Raw genomic sequence first — 17719 nt, forward strand, 5'->3', positions numbered from 1 at the left:
TCCTTGATCCTCGCGATCGACCAGGGCACCAGCGCCACCAAGGCGCTCCTGGTCGACCGGTCGGGCGCCGTCGTCGGGTCGGCGTCCGCGCCGCTGGGTGCTTCGCACCCGCGCCCGGGCTGGGTCGAGCAGGACCCGATCGAGGTCTGGGACAGCGTCCGTGCAGCCGTCCGTTCGTTCGATCCGGACGACGCTGCGCGCGTCGTCGCGGTCGGGCTCAGTACCCAGCGCGAGTCGCTCGTGCTCTGGGACCGGACCACCGGTGAGCCGCTCGGCCCGCTGCTGGGCTGGCAGGACCGGCGTACCGCGGACCGGTGCGCCGAGCTGCTCGCGGAGGGTGCCGGTCCGCTGGTCGCCGACGTCAGCGGGTTACCGCTGGACCCGATGTTCTCCGCGCTCAAGGCGCAGTGGCTGCTGGACACGTACGACCCCGGCCGCGGCCGGGACCTGTGCCTCGGCACGATCGACTCCTGGCTGCTCAGCCGGTTCAGCGGCGGGCGCGAGCACGTCACCGAGATCGGCAACGCCTCGCGCACCCAGCTGCTCGACGTGCGGCGCGGAGCCTGGGACGACAGGCTGCTGGAGCTCTTCGGCGTGCCCGCCGCGGTGCTCGGCGAGGTCACGCCGTCGGACGGCCCGTTCCCGGCCGTGCGGGGCCTCGACCCGGTGCCGGACGGCGTCCCCGTGCTGGCGGTGCTCGGCGACTCGCACGCCGCGCTGTTCGCCCACGCGGGCTGGCGGCCGGGCGTCGTCAAGGCGACCTACGGCACCGGATCGTCGGTGATGGCCGTGCTCGGTGGCCCGGCCGACGCCGCGGGCGGGCTGTGCCTGACCGTGGGCTGGCAGCACGGTGGAGCAGCGCCGACGCTCGCGCTGGAGGGCAACATCCGGTCCTCGGGCCGGACGCTGACCTGGCTCGCTGACCTGTTCGGCGTCTCCACGACCGAACTGCTGGATTCGGCGGGGCCGTCCGCCGAGGGCGTCGCGCTGGTGCCCGCGTTCGGCGGGCTCGGCGCCCCCTGGTGGGACGCCGACGCGGTCGCCACGGTCAGCGGCCTCACGCTCGGCACCGGCCGTCCGGCGCTCGCCAGGGCCGCGATCGAATCGGTGGCGTTCCAGGTCGAGGACGTCGTCGCGGCCGTCGAGGCGGTCGGCGGCCCGATCGAGACGCTGCTCGCCGACGGCGGGCTGTCCCGCAGCGCGACCGTCATGCAGGCCCAGGCCGACCTGTCCGGACGCGCGGTCCGCCGGGCCGACGACGCCGACCTGTCCGCGCTCGGTGCGGCGCAGCTCGCCGGGGTCGGCGCCGGCCTCTGGAGCGTCGCCGATCTGACCGACCGCGCCCGGGCCACCACCGCGTTCGCGCCGGCCACCACCCCGGAACAGCGCCGGGACGGACGCGCGGGCTGGCACGCCGCGATCGCGCGGTCCCGCACCCAGCCGCTGGCTGACACCCCCGTACCTGTCTCGAGGAGGCACCCGTGACGCAGTCATCGTCGACCGAGTCACCTGCCGCGACGAGGGCGCCCACTCCCGGCCCGGCCCGCGCGCGCACGGTGAGTACCCGGCCGAGCCGGAAGGTTCGTCTGATCCAGGCCGCCGTCGTGGTGCTCGTGCTCGCCGCGATGGGGCTGTCGACCGAGTGGCGCTCGGCCGACGCACCGGCCACCCGCGCCGAGGCCGAGCAGACGTTCGACCCGGCGGCCTACGGCAAGGAGACGTTCCCGAAGGTCGCGCCGCTGATCGAGCAGAACGCGGTGCCGCTCACCGAGCTGGTCCCGGCCCTGGTCGCCGACGCGGACGCGGCCGGCGAGAAGTACGGCAAGCGCGAGGGCACCAGCCCGTACAGCTTCCCGGCGAGCGCCGAGGGCACCGGCGGTGAGCTGAACGGCAGCATGCTGTCGCTGACCGTCGAGGGGTTGCCCGCCAACACCCAGGTCTGGGTCCAGGTCGGCCCGGCGATCACCGGCACCTCGCTGCGCGACGCCACCGGGACGATCAAGTTCGGCGACTTCCTGAACCAGGTCCAGTACGCCGACGCCGGCACCGCGCTGAACAACGAGGTGCGGACCACGGTTCTGGCCGGGGTGCAGCCCGCGACCCTCAAGGGCAAGAAGATCGCGGTCACCGGCGCCTTCACGTTCCTCACCCCCGAAGTCGTGACGCTCACCCCGGTGAAGTTCGAGGTCGCCCCGTGACCGCCGTGCTCAGCGCGTCCGAGATCACGAAGGTCTTCGGCGGCACGCACGCGCTCAAGGGCGTCGACTTCGAGGCGCACCCCGGCCGGGTGACCGCGCTGTTCGGGGAGAACGGCGCGGGCAAGTCCACGCTGATGAAGATCCTGGCCGGGATCGAGTCGCCGACCACCGGTCACATCGCGGTCGACGGCGAGCCGGTCGTGTTCGGCTCGGCGCGACAGGCTGCCGACACCGGGATCGTCATCATCCACCAGGAGCTCAGCCTCTGCGCGAACCTGTCGATCGAGGACAACCTGTTCCTCGGCCGGGAGCGGGTCACCGCGGCCGGTGCGGTCGACCGGAAGACGGAGCGCGGGCTCGCCGCGGACATCCTGCGGCGCCTGGAGGAGGAGATCGATCCCCGGACGCTCGTCGGCGAGCTACGGCTGGGCCAGCAGCAGCTGGTCGAGATCGCCCGCGCGCTGCTCCAGGACGCCCGGGTCCTGATCATGGACGAGCCGACCTCCGCGCTCTCCGAGCCCGAGGTCGAGGTCCTGTTCCGGCTGATCCGCGAACTGACCGCGCACGGCGTCGCGGTCGTCTACATCTCCCACCACCTCGACGAGGCGCTGGCGATCGCCGACGACGTCGTCGTGCTGCGGGACGGTTCGCTGGTCGCCACCGCCGCGGCGGACGACGTCGACCTGGGCTGGATCGTCCGTCAGATGGTCGGCCGGGACTCCGAATCGCTCTTCCCGGACCGGGACACGGTGCTCGGCGACGAGCTGCTCACGGTGTCCGACCTGGTCGTGCCCGACCCGACCAACGCCGACCGGCTCGCGATCGACGGGTTGTCGGTGCGCGTCCGGGCCGGGGAGATCGTCGGGCTCTACGGGCTGATGGGCGCCGGGCGCACCGAGCTGCTCGAGGCGCTCGCCGGGCGGATCCCGATCCAGTCCGGCTCGGTGGAGCTGGGCGGCGAGCCGGTGACCAGTCACGACGGCATCCGCGACCGGATCGCCCGCGGGCTGATGCTGGTGCCCGAGGACCGCCAGCGCGACGGGCTCGTCCAGACGATGACCGTGGGGGAGAACCTCTCGCTCGCCGGCCTGCTCGCGTTCGTCAAGCGGGCCTTCCTCAACCGCGGCAGCGAGGACACCGCGGTCGCGCGCACGATCAAGGACGTCACGGTCAAGACCAGCAGCCCCAAGTCGCCGATCGGCGCGCTGTCCGGCGGCAACCAGCAGAAGGTCGTCATCGGCAAGGCGCTGCTCACCGACCCGCGGGTGCTGCTGCTCGACGAGCCGAGCCGCGGCGTCGACGTCGGTGCCAAGGCCGACGTGTTCGCGCTGATGGCCGAGCAGGCCCAGCGGGGCCTGGCCGTGCTGTTCACCACCTCCGAGGCGGAGGAGGCACTGCACATCCCGGATCGGCTGCTGGTACTGGCCCGCGGCCGGATCGTCGGCGAGTTCAAGCGCGGTGCCCTGACCCGCGAGGACCTGATGGCCGCTTCGGGCGGCAGTGTTCCGTCGAAGAAGACCGGAGAAGCGTCATGAGCACCGCGACCGCTCAACCCCCGACGACCGAACGCCGCGAAGCGGCGGCCGAGGCGGCCGCCCAGGCGCATCGGCTGCGCCTGCTGAACGTGGCGTTCGAGGCGCGCGCGTTCATCGCGCTCGCGGTGCTGATCATCGTGTTCAGCCTGCTGTCGGACACGTTCCTCACGGTCACGAACGTGATCACGATGACCAAGCACGTCGCGATCAACGGCATCCTCGCGCTCGGCATGCTGCTGGTGATCCTGAAGGGCGGCATCGACCTGTCGGTCGGCTCGATCGTGGGCCTGTCCGGGGTCGTCGCCGGTGAGCTGCTCGGCGGCGTGAAGCTGTTCGGCGTCATCGCCTACCCGCCGGTCTGGGTGACGATCCTGGTCGCGATCGCGGTCGGGACGATGGTCGGTGCGATCAACGGCATCCTCGTGACGCGATTCAACGTCGCGCCGTTCATCGCGACGCTCGGCATGTTGTACGTCGCCAGAGGCGCGGCGCTGCTGATCTCCGACGGCGAGACGTACCCGAACCTCGGCGGCGACCCCGAGCTCGGCAACACCGGCTTCGACTTCCTCGGCACCGGCAAGCTGCTCGGCATCCCGGTCTCGATCTACCTGCTGGCGCTCCTGGCGATCGTGATCACGGTGCTGATCCGCAAGGCGCCGTTCGGCCGGTGGCTCTACGCGACCGGCGGCAACGAGCGGGCGGCCGAGCTGTCCGGCGTGCCGGTGCGGCGGGTCAAGGCGCGCGTCTACATGATCTCCGGCGCCTGCGCGGCGCTGTCCGGGCTGATCATCGCGTCCGAGCTGACGTCGGCCGCGCCGCAGGCCGGTGAGACGTTCGAGCTGAACGCGATCGCCGCGGTCGTCATCGGCGGCGCGGCGCTCTCCGGCGGCCGCGGCAACGTGCGCGGCACCCTCGTCGGCGCGTTCGTCATCGGCTTCCTCGCCGACGGCCTGGTCAACCTCGGCGTCTCGACGTTCTGGCAGATCTTGATCAAGGGCGCGGTGATCGTGCTGGCCGTTGTCCTCGACCAGGGCCAGCAGCGGTTCCAGAAGCGCGGAGCCGCCGCAGCGGCGGCCGCCGAGACGGTACCGACGCCGGCCAAGACCCCCTGAGTTTTCGCCCCAACCCCCCAAACCCTCACTGTGGAGGTACTCCCAATGTTCAGACTGCGCCGTTTAGCCGCGGCCGGCCTCGCCCTCTCGCTCGGCGTGTTCGCGCTCGCCGGCTGCGGAGGCGACGACAGCGACTCGGCCAGTAGTGACTCTTCCGGCGACGCCGGTGGCCTGATCGCGATCATCACGCCGTCGCCGGACAACCCGTTCTTCAAGGCCGAGGCCGACGCCGCGGCCGCGAAGGCCAAGGAACTCGGCTACGAGACGTCGGTGGCCTCCCACGACGACGACCCGAACAAGCAGAGCGAGCTGATCGACGCCGCGATCTCCCGCAAGGCGAAGGCGATCATCCTCGACAACGCCGGCGCCGACGCGTCGATCGGCCCGGTCACCAAGGCCAAGGACGCCGGTATCCCGGTCTTCCTGATCGACCGGGAGATCAACAAGACCGGCGTGGCGACCGCCCAGATCGTCTCGAACAACGCCCAGGGTGCCCAGCTGGCGGCCCAGGAGTTCGTCAAGGGCATGAAGAGCAAGGGCAACTACGTCGAGCTGACCGGTAAGGAGTCCGACACCAACGCGGGCGTCCGCTCGAAGGGCTACGCCGACGTCATCTCGCAGTACCCGGCGATGAAGCGGGTCGCCCAGGTGAGCGCCAACTGGGATCAGCAGGAGGCGTTCACCAAGATGGAGACGATTATCCAGAAGAACAAGGACATCCAGGGTGTGATCGCCGGTAACGACACGATGGCGCTCGGCGCGGTCGCGGCGCTGAAGGGCGCGGGCCTGCTGGACAAGGTCGTCGTCGTCGGGTTCGACGGCAGCCCGGACGCGATCGCGGCGATCAAGGCCGGCGAGATGCTGGCGACCGCTCTCCAGCCGGCGGCGCTGGCCGCGGAGCAGGCCGTGGAGCAGGCCGACAAGACGATCAAGGACGGCAAGTCCGGCCAGCCGGAGAAGCAGTCGATCGACTGCGAGATCGTCACGAAGGCCAACGCCGACGAGTTCGGCGTCTTCGCCCGCAAGTCCTGAGGGATCCCGGGCCGCGTCCGCGAGGGCGCGGCCCGGGGGATGGATACACTCGCGCGGAATAGATATGAGGGAGACGCCGATGCCGGTCACCGGCGTGCGCACCGCGGGCGCCGAGCAGCTGCGGATGCTGGCCAAGGTCGCCCGGATGTACCACGAACAGGGCATGCGCCAGCCCGAGATCGCCGCCCAGCTGAACATCTCGCAGCCGCGCGTCTCCCGGTTGCTCAAGGAGGCGACCACCCGCGGCATCGTCCGCACGGTCGTCGTGCTGCCGCCGGGCGTCCACACCGAGCTGGAAGAGCAGCTGCAGCAGCGGTACGGCCTGCGTGACGCAGTGGTCGTCGACACCGACGGCTCGAACGGCGACGTCATTCCGGCGCTCGGCGCCGCGGCCGCGGTCTACCTCGACGCGACGCTCAAGGGCGGCGACGTCATCGGCATCTCGTCCTGGAGCGAGACGCTGCTCGCAGCCGTCGACGCGATGCACCCCAAGCACACCCAGGTCGCCGACCGGGTCGTCCAGATCGTCGGCGGTGTCGGCAGCCCGGAGGCGCAGGTGCAGGCCACCCGCCTGACCGGGCGCCTGGCCGAGCTGACCGGGGCCCGGCCGGTGTTCGTCCCGTCTCCGGGCCTGGTCGGGACGCCCGCGATCCGGCGCGCGCTCACCCAGGACGACGCGGTGGCCGCGGTGATGGCGCAGTGGAAGGAACTGACCGTCGCGCTGGTCGGCATCGGCAGCCTGGAGCCGTCGCCGCTGCTGCTGCAGTCGGGGAACGCGGTCGCCGAGGCCGACCAGGACGAGCTCCGCGCGCTCGGCGCGGTCGGGGACGTCTGCCTGCGGTTCTTCGACGACCACGGCCGGCCGGTGAAGTCCCGGCTCGACCAGCGGGTCGTCGGGATCTCCAGCGCCGACCTGCGGACGATCGAGCGGCGGGTCGCGGTGGCCGGTGGCGAGCGGAAGCTGTCGGCGGTCCGGGCCGCGCTGCTCAACGACTGGGTGAACGTGCTGATCACCGACGTCGACACCGCCGAACGCCTGGTCGCCTGAACAGAGTCGTTTCCGGTGCCAGTGGGGCGGCTATGACCAGTGTGGGAGGTGATCCGTCCGATGAGTACCGATTGTGAACCGACGGTCCAACTGGACGTAGAGCACGAACCGATCCCCGCAGCGACCGCACAGGTGCGCGGCCGAGTCCGCGCGCTGCTGGCCCAGTGGCGCATCGGCGGCACGGCCGCCGAGGACATCCTGCTCGTCGTGCACGAGATGGTCGCGAACGTGATCGACCACGCCCGGACGCCGTTCCGCCTCGCGGTGCAGCTCTGCGGCTCGTTCGTCCGGGTCTCGGTGCACGACGCCAGCCGGCGGCCGCTCGTCGTCCGGGCGTTCGATCCGGAAGCCACCCGGGGGCGCGGGCTGCCGCTGATCGCCGCGATCTCGGAGCGCTGGGGGTGTTCTCAGCAGTCGGACGGCAAGACGGTCTGGGCTGCGATTCCGGTGTAGCGTCGCAAGCCCACACCGGGCGCTGGGATCGGAGCGGACATGGGCGCACCGACGGTCACCGAGGTCGCGGCGGGCGTGCACTTCGTCGAGGGTGATGCGGTCAACTGGGTGGTGCTGACCGACGGCGACGCGCTCACGCTGATCGACGCCGGGTACCCCGCCGACGTCGACGCGGTGCGCCAGTCGCTCGACCTGATCGGCTGCCGGCCCGACCAGATCGCCGCCGTGCTGATCACCCACGGGCACGTCGACCACATCGGTTCGCTGCCCGCGCTGCTCAACGGATCAACGCCGGTCTACCTGTCGCAGCCCGAGGTCCGGCACGTGCACGGCGAGTACCGCGAACAGGCCACCCCGATCGACGTCGTCCGCAACCTGCACCGGCCCGGTTACCTCGGCTGGTCGCTGTACCTGGCGCGGTCCGGCGCCCTGAAGCACGTCACGCTGCCGGCCGCGGCCCCCTTCCCGTCGGACGGGCCGCTGAACGTGCCCGGCCGGCCGATTCCGGTGCCGACGCCGGGCCACACCTCCGGTCACACCTGCTACCTGCTGCCGGACGCGGGCGTGATCCTCACCGGCGACACGCTGGTCACCGGCCATCCGACGTCCCGGATCGAGGGCCCGCAACTGCTGGCGCCGATCTTCCACCACGACCGGCAGCGCACGGTGGAGGCGCTGGACACGCTCGAAGCGCTGGACGCCGACATCGTCCTGCCCGGCCACGGCCCGGTGTACCGCGGCTCGATCCGCGAGGCCGCCGCACAGGCTCGCGAGCGCGCGGCCTAGCTTTTCCGGCGGCGGAGCAGGCCGCCACGCTTCTCCGGCGGCGGGTCCGGCGTGGGCGGCGCCGGCCGGGGAATCGTCGACGGGTCGCGCGGGGGGAGCCGGACCACGAGGTGCGGCGGTAGGCCGGCGCCGATGTGGTGCAGCAAGCCGGGGTCGGCCGCGATCATCGTCGGTTCGACCGCGACCCGCATGCCGTCGTGCCCGACCAGTTGCCGACCGCCGTCCGGCCAGACCAGCATCGCGGCGCACTCCGTGTACCGGACGGTCGCCGCCTGGTCGCCGATGACGCGGCTGACGCCGGCCGGGCCGATGACGAACCGATCGTTCGGGTCGTCGATCACCGGGTAGGCGCCGCCCTCGACGACGGTCTCGGAGGTGATCGGCGCGACCGCGTAGCCGGCCCAGTCCGCGGTGTGGTCCTCCGGCACCAGCAGCAGCCCGGTGCGCAGCGCCTGCGCCGCGACCGCCCGCACCTCGTCCAGCGTCACGGCGCCGAGCTGAGCCGTGCGCTCCTCCGGTGAGTGGATCGGACGTCCGGTGAGCAGGTTCGTGACCAGCCCGGAGAGCGACGCGGCGGCGGCGTCCGGATGCTGCAGGTCGCCCTGCGCGGCGGCGATCACCGCGTCCACCTCGGTCTGCTCGATCCGGCCGACGGCGAGCGTGTGCAGCGCGTCGACCATTCCCCCGAGAACCGCACTCTGCTTCTCCGGCAGCGCGTCGGCGATCGCGGTCACGATCGCGGTGTCGTGCGGATGGGCGGTGTACCCGGCGGCCGTGGTGTACGAGAGGCCGTCGGCCTGGCGTAACTCGCGGAACAGCTCGCGCTGCAGCACCTCGGCGTAGACCATCGCGGCCGGGCCGCGGGGGACGACCGCGTCGAACGCGGTGCCGTTCATCGGGGCCTGGAAGAACGCGGGCGTGACCGGCAGTGCGGACGTGACCGGCGGCGGCGCCCAGCGTCGTCCGCTCGGCAGGGGCAGGCGCAGACCGGCCGGGACGCCGTCACCGGCGATCCACAGCCCGGCGTTCTCCCGGGTGAACCAGGTTCCCACCCAGTGCCGGATCTCGTCCGGGGTGAGGTTCGGGACGCCGTACTCCGGGTAGCCGGCCAGTCCGAAGCCACGCGCCCCGTACCGCCAGAGCGCGAGCACCTCCGACGGCGAGGGCGACTTGCCCGCCTGCTCGGTCCGCAGGACCTGCTTCTCCACCTCCAGCCGTTCGAACGGTAGCGCGGAGAGCGCCTCGCACACCCCGGTGAGGAACGCGACCACGTCCTGCTCGCTGCCGCGCAGGTGGAACTCGGTGGTCGCGGCGCCGGTGCGTCCGTTGTAGTGGTAGTCGGCCTGCCCGGTCCGGAACAGCGCGAGGTGCTCGACCACGTGGGTGATCCCGGCGCGAGCGAGGACCTCGTCCGCGTAGCCGACGCGGAACACCAGCCCCGCGTGCATCTGCCCCGACACCGGCGCGATCAGCGTCGGAACGCCGTCGACCTCGGTTTCCTTGATCACTGTCCCCCGCCCTCCGCCAGCGCCCAGGTCCGGAACTCGTAGAACTTCTCGGCCGGGTCACCGAGATGGTCCCAATAGACGTCGCAGGCGAAGTCGCCCATCAGCCGGAAGAACGGTGCCGTCGACCGCTGGTCGCCGAGCAGGCCGAAGAACACAGCGAATGCGTTGACCGCGGTGACCCAGCGGGGCTCGAGGCGGAACTGCGGGTTCAGTACGGACCGCTGAGCGGCGGCCCACACCTCGGCCGCGGCGCTCTGCAGATACGCCCTGACTTCGTTGTCGTCCATCGTGGTCCACCGTTCCAGGTGAGCCTGCGGGACGAGGGCGCCGGACAGGGAGCCCGGCGGTGCGGCGGCAGCCTGCTCGCGGGCGAACTGATAGAGCGCCTCCCAGCTCCCGCCCCACTTCGGGCAGAGCTGCTGGATCATGCAGAGCTGGGAACCGTAGTGGTGGGGATCGGTCCGCGAGAGTCGGGCGTACCGGCGGAGTGCCTCGGCCTGCCCCAGTTCGAGCCCGCGAGCGGTGAGCAGACGGTACTCCCAGGCCGACACCGCACTCGGATCCCGAGCGGTGACGTCCATCAGCGTCTGCTCCGCCTCCCGCAGATGGTGGTGGAAGGCGGCGAACTGGTCTCGGCTCACCCGGGACGCCGCGTAGCTCGTCCGGGCGCGCCAGCCGACCTGGACCAGGCTGGCGCCGAGCAGCGTGCCGCCCAGCGCCGAGGGCTCCCGCGCGACCACCTGCCGGAGGAACTGGTCGGCACCCGGGATGTCGCTCGCGATGCGGACGGCGAGCGAAACCGCCCCCGGGTGGCGTAACTGAGCGAATGCGCCGGCGATCGCCGTCCAGTCGCCCGCGCGGGTCGCGGCCTCGAACACGTACAACTCGGGATGCCAGGTACTGCGGTGGAACTGCGGGGGTAAGGACTGCTCATCCTCGGTCGGCACGCGGGTGATCGTAGCGATGCCGCAGCGTCCCTCCGGCGGGAGGACGCGCGTTGTCGACGGCGAGAAACACTTCAGGACGCACGCTCGAGGCCGATGGTCTGGTGCGGTGCGGGTGCTCTTCGGGAGCAGCCGCACGCCGACCACCAGGGGACGAGGGGGCTGCGCTGGCTGGCGGGGGGACGGCGCCGACCGCCGCAGGTCCGGACGGCTCGTCGTCCGGGCCCCGCTCCCGCGCCCGGCTGACCGTCGGACGGTTGCTGACGACCGGGTTCGTGCTCGCGATGGCCGCGCTCGCGGTCATCGGTCTGAGCGCGTACGTGCGCATCGGGACGCTGATCCGCGACCAGGAGCCGGTCGACCACAGCTACGACGTCCTGTACCGGATCGAGATCGTCCGGGAGCGGATGCTGGACGCCGAACGCGGCCAGCGCGGGTACGTCATCACCGGCCGGGACAGCTACCTCTATCCGTACCGCAGGGCGATCGCCGCGCTCCCGACCGACCTGGAGGAGCTGCGCGCGGCCGTGGCCGACAACCCGCGGCAGCTGCGGGTACTCGAGGCGCTCGAGGTTCCGGTGCGGGTCAAGCTCGCGGTGATGGCCCGGACCGTGGAGCTCCGCCGGGACAGCGGATTCCCGGCCGCCCAGGCGTTCACGGTGTCCGGCCAGGGGTCGGCGGCGATGATCCAGATCGCGTCCCGGCTGGAGTCGATGCGCACCGAGGAACTCCGGCTCCTGGCGGAGCGCCGCACGGCGAGCGCGGTCAGCGCGCGGCACACCCGGGCGCTGATCGTCTGGGGGTCGCTGGCGGCGCTCGTCCTGTTCGGCGTCGGGGCCTGGTGGGTGACCCGGCGCATCACCCGGCCGATCGGCGAGATCACCGCGGCGGCCAACCGCATCACGGCCGGCGACCTGAGCCGCCCCGCGCACGTGTCCGGCCCGGTGGAGCTGGAGCGGATGGGGGAGGCCGTCAACACGTCGATCGAGGCGATCTCGCAGGCCAGGGACGTGGCGATCGCCGCGGCCGCGGCCAAGTCCGCGTTCCTGGCGACGATGAGCCACGAGATCCGGACACCGATGAACGCGGTGATCGGCATGACCGGGCTGCTGATGGACACCGACCTCGACGGCGAGCAGCGCGAGTTCGTCAAGACGGTCCGGGACTCGGGCGAGGCGCTGCTCGGGATCATCAACGACATCCTGGACTTCTCGAAGATCGAGTCCGGCGAGCTCGAACTCGACGATGTGCCGTTCGACCTGCGCGAATGCATGGACAGCGCGCTGGCGCTGGTGGCGCTCGACGCCGAACGCAAGGGCCTGGAGCTGGTCGGCGGCCTCGACCCGCAGACGCCGCCGATCCTGCACGGTGACGTGACCCGGCTGCGGCAGATCATGGTGAACCTGCTCAGCAACGCGGTGAAGTTCACCGCCGCGGGCGAGGTCGTGCTGTCGGTCAGCGGCCGGCGCCTGGACGAGAGCCCGGACGGGCCGGTCGCGCTGGTCGCGGAGGTGCGCGACACCGGGCCGGGCATTCCGGCCGACCGGATGGATCGGGTGTTCCGCTCGTTCGCGCAGGTCGACTCGTCCACGACCCGGGTCTACGGCGGGACCGGGCTGGGGCTGGCGATCAGCCGCAGGCTGGCCCACGCGATGGACGGCGACCTCACCGTGGAGAGCGAGGTCGGCGTCGGCTCGACGTTCACGCTGACCGCGCGGCTGCGCGCCAGCCCGGACGCCGATCTCCGGCCGCCCGACCACGCCGCGCTGGCCGACGCGCACGCCCTGGTCGTCGACGACAACGCGACGAACCGGCGGGTGCTACGCGCGCAGCTGGCCGGCTGGGGGATGCGGTGCACCGACGTCGGTTCCGCGGCCGAGGCGCTGGAGCTGGTCCGGGACCCGGCGCAGTTCGACGTCGCCGTGCTGGACATGCACATGCCCGAGATGGACGGGGCGCAACTCGCCGCCGCACTCCGGAGCTCCGAGGCGACCGCGGACCTGCCGCTGATCCTGCTGACCAGCGTCGTCTGGCGTCCGCGGCCGGACCAGCAGCGCCTGTTCGACGCGGTGCTGATCAAACCCGCCAGGGGCGGCGCGCTGCACGCCACGCTGGCCAGGGCGGTGGCGCGGACCGAGGATCTGGGCCCGGAGTCGCCGGGGGCACCGATCGGACCCTCGCCGACGCCGCTGCGCGTGCTGCTCGCCGAGGACAACCCCGTGAACCAGAAGGTCGCCCAGCTGATGCTGGGGAAGCAGGGGCACCTGGTGGACACCGTCGCCGACGGACAGGAAGCGGTCGAGGCGGTGCTGCGCGCGCCGTACGACGTCGTGCTGATGGACGTGCAGATGCCGACGATGGACGGCTTGGAGGCGACCCGGCGGATCCGCAGCGAGATCCCCGCCGACCGGCAGCCGTACATCGTCGCGATGACCGCGAGCGTCCTGGTCGAGGACAAGGCGGCCTGTCGCTCCGCCGGGATGGACAGCTACCTCCCCAAGCCGGTGCGCGCCGACGACCTGCGCCGGACGCTCGACGAGTTCGCCCGCGGCCGTCCCGATCCCGGCCCCGACGTGGCTGCCGAAGGGGCGGGGCGACCCGAGGACCAGGAGACCAGCATCCGGCGTCGGTTCGCCGAGTTCGCCGGACCGGCCCCGGAGGAGCACGAGAAGGCGTTGCTGGCCGAGATGGTCGGGGCGTTCGTCCGGACCGCACCGGAGACGCTCGCCGCGCTCCGCGACGCCGTCCACGCCGGGGACGCCCGCGCGGTGGCCGCGCGGGCGCACAAGCTCAAGGGCTCGGCGTCGAACATCGGGGCCGGCGCGCTGGCCGAGGTCTGCGCGAGCTTCGAGGAGATGGCCACGCTCGGGCAGCTGTCGGCGACGACCGACCACGACCCGGCGCTCGACCGTGCTGCCGAGGAGCTCGACCAGGCCCGACGCGTGCTGTCGGACCTGATCGCCGGGTTGTCACCGGGGCCGCGGGTCTAGAACGCGAACGGCCCCTCGGGGGTGTGCTGTCGGAACACCAGCGCCCAGTTCGAGCCTTCCCAGGTGTAGAGCGACGTGATCCAGGCGCGGTAGTCCGGCAGCCAGGCGCCGTCGGCGCGCGCGTGGTAGTGGATCAGGACGCTCCCGCCGTCGACGAGCAGCAGCCGCGGCTCGGACAGCTCGTACGTCAGCGCCTCGTGCTGCTCCCACCGCACGATCAGCTCGTCGCGGTTCACCACACCGGTCGGCAGCACGACGTAACCGTCGGACGTCATGTGCCGCGCGTAGAAGCCCGCAGCCCGGCCCTCGCTCAGCTCTTCCCAGAAGTGCTGTTCCAGCTTCCAGGCCTGATCCATCGTCGCGCTCCTCATCCCGTCTCCGGCGAGTCTAAGCGGTGCTCCTATCGACCTGCGGGCCGATCGTTCACCAGCTGTCGACGTGAAGGACCTCGTCGAGAGGTTGACGGGCGGCCGGCTTGAACGTATCGCCGGTGTAGAACGCGGTCGGGATCAGCGCCGCCTGGGCGATGCCCTCCGGGATACCGAGCAGCGACGAGATCGCCTCCTCGTGCCGCAGGTGGAGCGTCGTCCAGGCGGTACCGAGGCCGCGGGCACGCGCGGCGAGCATGTAGCTCCAGGCCGCGGGCAGGATCGAACCCCACAGCCCGGCCTGGTTGCCCGCGCCGAGCGAACCGGCCTTGATGCAGGGGAGGACCAGGACCGGCACCTCCGCCATGTGGTCGGCGAGGTACTGCCCGGACGTCCCGATCCGCTGCTGCACCGCGGCCCGCTCCGGGTCGTCCGCGTACAGCACGCCCGCCGAGCGCCCGGACGCGATGTACCGCTCCCAGGAGTCCGCGTAGTAGTCGGCGATCGCCTTGCGCTTGTCGGCGTCGGTGACGACGACCCAGTGCCAGTCCTGGCGGTTCGAACCGCTCGGTGCCTGGAGGGCGATCTCCAGGCACTCGCGGATCAGCTCCAGCGGTACCGGGCGGGTGAGGTCGAGGCGCTTGCGAACGCTGCGGGTCGTGGTCAGCAGCTCATCCGGCGTCAACGGCAGAACGGTCATACCGGAAGGCTAAGCCGTCTCGCCGCGGAGCGAGGCGGCGGCCCGCTCCGGAGCGATGTCGTTGATCCAGACCGCGGCGCCGGACTCCGAACCGGCCAGATACTTGAGCTTGCCCGGCGCGCGCCGGATCGAGAACACCTGCAGGGCCAGGTGCCAGAGGTCGCGGTCCTGCCGCACCGGCGCCTGCTGCCAGCCCGCGATGTACGGCGCCGGGGTGTCGAACAGCCCGTCGAAGCGGCGCAGCACCGCCGGGTACAGCTCGGAGAGCTCGGCCAGCTCCGGCTCGTCCAGCGCGGGCAGGTCGGGGACGTGCCGGTGCGGAACGATCATCACCTCGTAGGGCCACCGCGCGGCGAACGGCACGTACGCGGTGAAGTGCGAGCCCTTCTCGACGATCCGGGCGCCGTCGGCCTGCTCGGCGGCGAGCAGCGCGCACTGCAGGCACTCGCCGGTCGCGTCGTGGTGGTCGCGCAGCGACTGTCGGATGCGATCCATCCGCGGCGGCACGAACGGGTACGCGTAGATCTGCCCGTGCGGGTGGGAGAGCGTCACGCCGATCTCCTCGCCCCGGTTCTCGAAGCTGAAGACGTACTCGACGCCGTCGATCCGGCCCAGGGCCTCGGTCCGCTGCGCCAGCGCGTCGAGCACCGTGCGGACCCTGGCGGCGGGCAGGCGGGAGAACGCTCCGTTGTGGTCGCTGGTGAAACAGACGACCTCGCACCGCCCGTTGCCCGGTTCGGTGTGGAACAGGCCGGTCAGCGACGACTCCACCGGGGTCGACGTCGAGAGCGAGGGGAACCGGTTCTCGAACACCACGACGTCGTAGTCGGACGCCGGGATCTCGGTCTGGTGCGTCGCGCCGTTCAGTTGCTCAGTACGGGTCGGGCAGAGCGGGCACTGGTCGGTCGGCGGCAGGAACGTGCGGGTCTGCCGGTGACCGGCGATCACCACCCACTCCCCGGCCAGCGCGTCCCAGCGCCGCTCGGACGTGCTGACCACGTGCGGCAGGCCGCGCTCGTCGACCGCGGACCGGTCCTTGCCCGGCGCGTCGTCGAAGTAGAACAGCTCCCGTCCGTCGGAGAGGTGGGTCTCGGAGATGTTGCTCATGTGCGGTCCTCGACGGCGGGGGTCACTGGGCTGCGTGATCGGCTGCGACGTCGACGACGATGAGTTCGCCGACGGCTTCGGCCAGGATGTCGTTCGCGGCGGGGGGAAGGCCGCGGTCGGTGATCAGGACATCGGCGGTGGACAGCGGCCCGAAGTCCGCGAGCCCGACGATGCCCCACTTGGTGGAGTCGGCGAGCACCACGACCTCGCGTGCGCTGTTGATCAGCGCCCGGTTGGTCTGGGCCTCGGCCAGGTTCGGCGTGGTGAGCCCGGCCACCGCGTCCATGCCGTGCATACCGATGAACAGCTGGTCGACGTGGAGCGACGCGATCGACTGGTCGGCGACCGGCCCCACCAGCGCCGCACTGGGCGTCCGTACTCCACCGGTGAGGATGACCGTGAACCCGGCCCTGGGCGCCTGGGCCTCCAGGATGTCGGCGACCGTCGTCGAGTTCGTCACCACGGTCAGTTCGGGGATCGCGGTGATGTGCCGGGCCAGCGTCCACGTGGTGGTACCGGCGGACAGCGCGATCGCGGTGCCCGGCGTGATCAGCTCGGCCGCGCGGGCGGCGATCGCTTCCTTCGCCGGCTGCTGCAGCGCGCTCTTCACCGCGAAGCCGGGCTCGTCGGTGCGGCGCGAGTTGGCCAGCACCGCGCCGCCGTGCACCTTGTGGAGCACGCCGGACTTGGCCAGCACCTCCAGGTCCCGGCGGATCGTCATGTCGGAGACGCCGAGCAGCTCGGTGAGGTCGCTGACCCGCACGCCGCCGCCGCGCCGGATCTCCTCGACGATGCGGGCCTGCCGCTGACTAGCCAGCATGGTGGGCCCCCACGGAATGGGCTCCGGCCGCCGGCGACGTGGTGAAGGTCCGCGGTGTCGCGAAGCCGTGTGCGGTCGCTGCGGCTACGGCGGCGCGCGCGGCGTCGTCCACCGCGTTCTGGTCGAGCAGTGCGATGACGCACCCACCGAAACCACCGCCGGTCATCCGGGCGCCGTAGGCGCCCGCGGCCAGCAGCGCCTCGACGAGGACGTCGACCTCCGGGACCGTGATCTCGAAGTCGTCGCGCATCGACGCGTGCGACGCGGTCAGCGCGGGCCCGATCTCCCGGACCTTTCCGGCGTCGAGCAGCGCGACCACGTCGGTGACCCGCGCGTTCTCGGTGACGATGTGCCGCGCCCGCTTGACCAGGACCTCGCCGTCGGGCTCGGCGGCCAGCTTGGCCAGGGCCTCGTCCAGATCGACGACGTCCCGCAGCGCTCGCAACCCGAGCGTCGAGGCGGCTTGCTCGCAGGAACGGCGCCGGGCCGCGTACTCCCCGTCGGCGTGCCGGTGCGGCGCTCTCGAGTCGACGACCAGCAGCGCCAGGCCCTCGGCGTCCAGACCGAACGGAACCGGACGCACGTCGAGCGTGCGCATGTCGCAGAACAGCACCGATCCGGCCTCGCCGAGCATCGAGGCGAGCTGGTCCATCCCGCCGGTCGGTGCGCCGACGAAGTCGTTCTCGGCCTTCCTGGTGGCGGCCACCAGCTCCCGCGGGGAGAGCCCGAGTTCCAGCAGGTCGTTCGCGGCGCCACCGACCGAGCAGGTCAGCGCGGCCGAGGAGGACAGCCCAGCGCCCAGCGGGACGTCGGAGTCGACGGCCACGGTCAGACCGGGCAGGTCGACGCCGAGCGCCCAGAGAACCCCGGCCGGGTAGGCAGCCCACCCGGGCACGGCGCCGGGGGCCAGGTCGGCCACCGGCACCTCGACCGGGTCGGGCTCCTGCGCCGAGGTGAACCGCAGCATGCCCTCCGGGCCGGGGGAGACCGTGGCTCTGCAGCCGAATTCGATGGCCAGCGGCAACACGAAGCCGTCGTTGTAGTCGGTGTGCTCGCCGATCAGGTTCACCCGTCCCGGCGCCAGCCAGCTGGCCGATTCGCGCATGCGCACAGTCCTC

16 protein-coding genes are annotated in these 17719 nt (G+C 72.0%); 9 read left to right on the forward strand and 7 right to left on the reverse strand.

Annotated features, from left to right (window positions below; genetic code table 11):
• Nucleotides 1–3 precede the first annotated feature (3 nt).
• From BUB75_RS04565 to BUB75_RS04600, 8 genes are all read left to right on the forward strand, one after another.
• Nucleotides 4–1485 carry an FGGY family carbohydrate kinase gene (locus BUB75_RS04565; protein ID WP_218617291.1) on the forward strand — a complete coding sequence of 494 codons (1482 nt, stop codon included), beginning with the start codon at nt 4–6 and terminating at the stop codon, nt 1483–1485.
• The gene (locus BUB75_RS44845) at nt 1482–2198 is read left to right on the forward strand and encodes a DUF2291 family protein (RefSeq protein WP_143175020.1); all 717 of its coding nucleotides are present in this window, start codon (nt 1482–1484) and stop codon (nt 2196–2198) included. The genes BUB75_RS04565 and BUB75_RS44845 overlap by 4 nt, the downstream gene beginning before the upstream one ends.
• On the forward strand, nt 2195–3733 hold the full coding sequence (locus BUB75_RS04575; RefSeq protein ID WP_073251671.1) for a sugar ABC transporter ATP-binding protein: 1539 nt from the start codon (nt 2195–2197) through the stop codon (nt 3731–3733). Before BUB75_RS44845 ends, BUB75_RS04575 begins: the two co-directional genes overlap by 4 nt.
• On the forward strand, nt 3730–4845 hold the full coding sequence (locus BUB75_RS04580) for an ABC transporter permease (RefSeq protein WP_073251673.1): 1116 nt from the start codon (nt 3730–3732) through the stop codon (nt 4843–4845). The genes BUB75_RS04575 and BUB75_RS04580 overlap by 4 nt, the downstream gene beginning before the upstream one ends.
• 45 nt (nt 4846–4890) lie before the next feature.
• Complete coding sequence (locus BUB75_RS04585; RefSeq protein ID WP_073251676.1) at nt 4891–5877, forward strand: D-ribose ABC transporter substrate-binding protein; 987 nt, start codon at nt 4891–4893, stop codon at nt 5875–5877.
• Nucleotides 5878–5956: 79 nt separating this feature from the next.
• Entirely contained in the window at nt 5957–6925 is a 969-nt protein-coding gene (locus tag BUB75_RS04590; RefSeq protein WP_143175021.1) for a sugar-binding transcriptional regulator, read from the forward strand.
• Between the two features lie 60 nt (nt 6926–6985).
• Nucleotides 6986–7378, forward strand: a complete 393-nt coding sequence (locus tag BUB75_RS04595; protein ID WP_073252804.1) for an ATP-binding protein — start codon at nt 6986–6988, stop codon at nt 7376–7378.
• A gap of 39 nt (nt 7379–7417) precedes the next feature.
• A complete protein-coding gene (locus BUB75_RS04600) occupies nt 7418–8164 on the forward strand; it encodes an MBL fold metallo-hydrolase (protein ID WP_073251681.1) in 747 nt (248 codons plus the stop codon).
• On the opposite strand, the gene BUB75_RS04605 is transcribed toward BUB75_RS04600, so the two are convergent.
• Both BUB75_RS04605 and BUB75_RS04610 read right to left on the reverse strand, forming a co-directional pair.
• Nucleotides 8161–9672: a M16 family metallopeptidase gene (locus BUB75_RS04605; RefSeq protein ID WP_073251683.1), complete on the reverse strand. Its 1512-nt coding sequence runs from the start codon at nt 9670–9672 to the stop codon at nt 8161–8163. The two genes, BUB75_RS04600 and BUB75_RS04605, sit on opposite strands and share 4 nt — an antisense overlap.
• Nucleotides 9669–10619: a hypothetical protein gene (locus tag BUB75_RS04610; protein ID WP_073251686.1), complete on the reverse strand. Its 951-nt coding sequence runs from the start codon at nt 10617–10619 to the stop codon at nt 9669–9671. Before BUB75_RS04610 ends, BUB75_RS04605 begins: the two co-directional genes overlap by 4 nt.
• A gap of 254 nt (nt 10620–10873) precedes the next feature.
• Here BUB75_RS04610 and BUB75_RS04615 point away from each other — a divergent pair, with 254 nt between their 5' ends.
• The gene (locus BUB75_RS04615; protein WP_073251689.1) at nt 10874–13606 is read left to right on the forward strand and encodes a hybrid sensor histidine kinase/response regulator; all 2733 of its coding nucleotides are present in this window, start codon (nt 10874–10876) and stop codon (nt 13604–13606) included.
• On the opposite strand, the gene BUB75_RS04620 is transcribed toward BUB75_RS04615, so the two are convergent.
• The 5 genes from BUB75_RS04620 to galK form a co-directional block, all read right to left on the reverse strand.
• Nucleotides 13603–13962 (reverse strand): hypothetical protein, encoded by a 360-nt coding sequence (locus tag BUB75_RS04620; protein WP_073251690.1) that lies wholly within the window; start codon nt 13960–13962, stop codon nt 13603–13605. The two genes, BUB75_RS04615 and BUB75_RS04620, sit on opposite strands and share 4 nt — an antisense overlap.
• A 67-nt stretch (nt 13963–14029) precedes the next feature.
• Nucleotides 14030–14674: a nitroreductase family protein gene (locus BUB75_RS04625; protein WP_073251692.1), complete on the reverse strand. Its 645-nt coding sequence runs from the start codon at nt 14672–14674 to the stop codon at nt 14030–14032.
• Nucleotides 14675–14683: 9 nt separating this feature from the next.
• Nucleotides 14684–15781 (reverse strand): galactose-1-phosphate uridylyltransferase, encoded by a 1098-nt coding sequence (galT, locus tag BUB75_RS04630; RefSeq protein WP_073251694.1) that lies wholly within the window; start codon nt 15779–15781, stop codon nt 14684–14686.
• A 22-nt stretch (nt 15782–15803) separates the two neighbouring features.
• The gene (locus tag BUB75_RS04635) at nt 15804–16601 is read right to left on the reverse strand and encodes a DeoR/GlpR family DNA-binding transcription regulator (protein WP_073251696.1); all 798 of its coding nucleotides are present in this window, start codon (nt 16599–16601) and stop codon (nt 15804–15806) included.
• The gene (galK, locus tag BUB75_RS04640) at nt 16591–17706 is read right to left on the reverse strand and encodes a galactokinase (protein ID WP_073251698.1); all 1116 of its coding nucleotides are present in this window, start codon (nt 17704–17706) and stop codon (nt 16591–16593) included. The genes BUB75_RS04635 and galK overlap by 11 nt, the downstream gene beginning before the upstream one ends.
• Nucleotides 17707–17719: the final 13 nt, after the last annotated feature.

Origin of the sequence: Cryptosporangium aurantiacum, assembly GCF_900143005.1 — a bacterium.
GTDB lineage: Bacteria > Actinomycetota > Actinomycetes > Mycobacteriales > Cryptosporangiaceae > Cryptosporangium > Cryptosporangium aurantiacum.

Bases quoted from the DNA above. Each gene is read 5' to 3' on its own strand.
- BUB75_RS04580 (WP_073251673.1), top strand. From the start codon at position 3,730: ATGAGCACCGCGACCGCTCAACCCCCGACGACCGAACGCCGCGAAGCG.
- BUB75_RS04585 (WP_073251676.1), top strand. From the start codon at position 4,891: ATGTTCAGACTGCGCCGTTTAGCCGCGGCCGGCCTCGCCCTCTCGCTC.
- BUB75_RS04590 (WP_143175021.1), top strand. From the start codon at position 5,957: ATGCCGGTCACCGGCGTGCGCACCGCGGGCGCCGAGCAGCTGCGGATG.
- BUB75_RS04595 (WP_073252804.1), top strand. From the start codon at position 6,986: ATGAGTACCGATTGTGAACCGACGGTCCAACTGGACGTAGAGCACGAA.
- BUB75_RS04600 (WP_073251681.1), top strand. From the start codon at position 7,418: ATGGGCGCACCGACGGTCACCGAGGTCGCGGCGGGCGTGCACTTCGTC.
- BUB75_RS04620 (WP_073251690.1), bottom strand. From the start codon at position 13,962: ATGGATCAGGCCTGGAAGCTGGAACAGCACTTCTGGGAAGAGCTGAGC.
- BUB75_RS04625 (WP_073251692.1), bottom strand. From the start codon at position 14,674: ATGACCGTTCTGCCGTTGACGCCGGATGAGCTGCTGACCACGACCCGC.
- galT (WP_073251694.1), bottom strand. From the start codon at position 15,781: ATGAGCAACATCTCCGAGACCCACCTCTCCGACGGACGGGAGCTGTTC.
- BUB75_RS04635 (WP_073251696.1), bottom strand. From the start codon at position 16,601: ATGCTGGCTAGTCAGCGGCAGGCCCGCATCGTCGAGGAGATCCGGCGC.
- galK (WP_073251698.1), bottom strand. From the start codon at position 17,706: ATGCGCGAATCGGCCAGCTGGCTGGCGCCGGGACGGGTGAACCTGATC.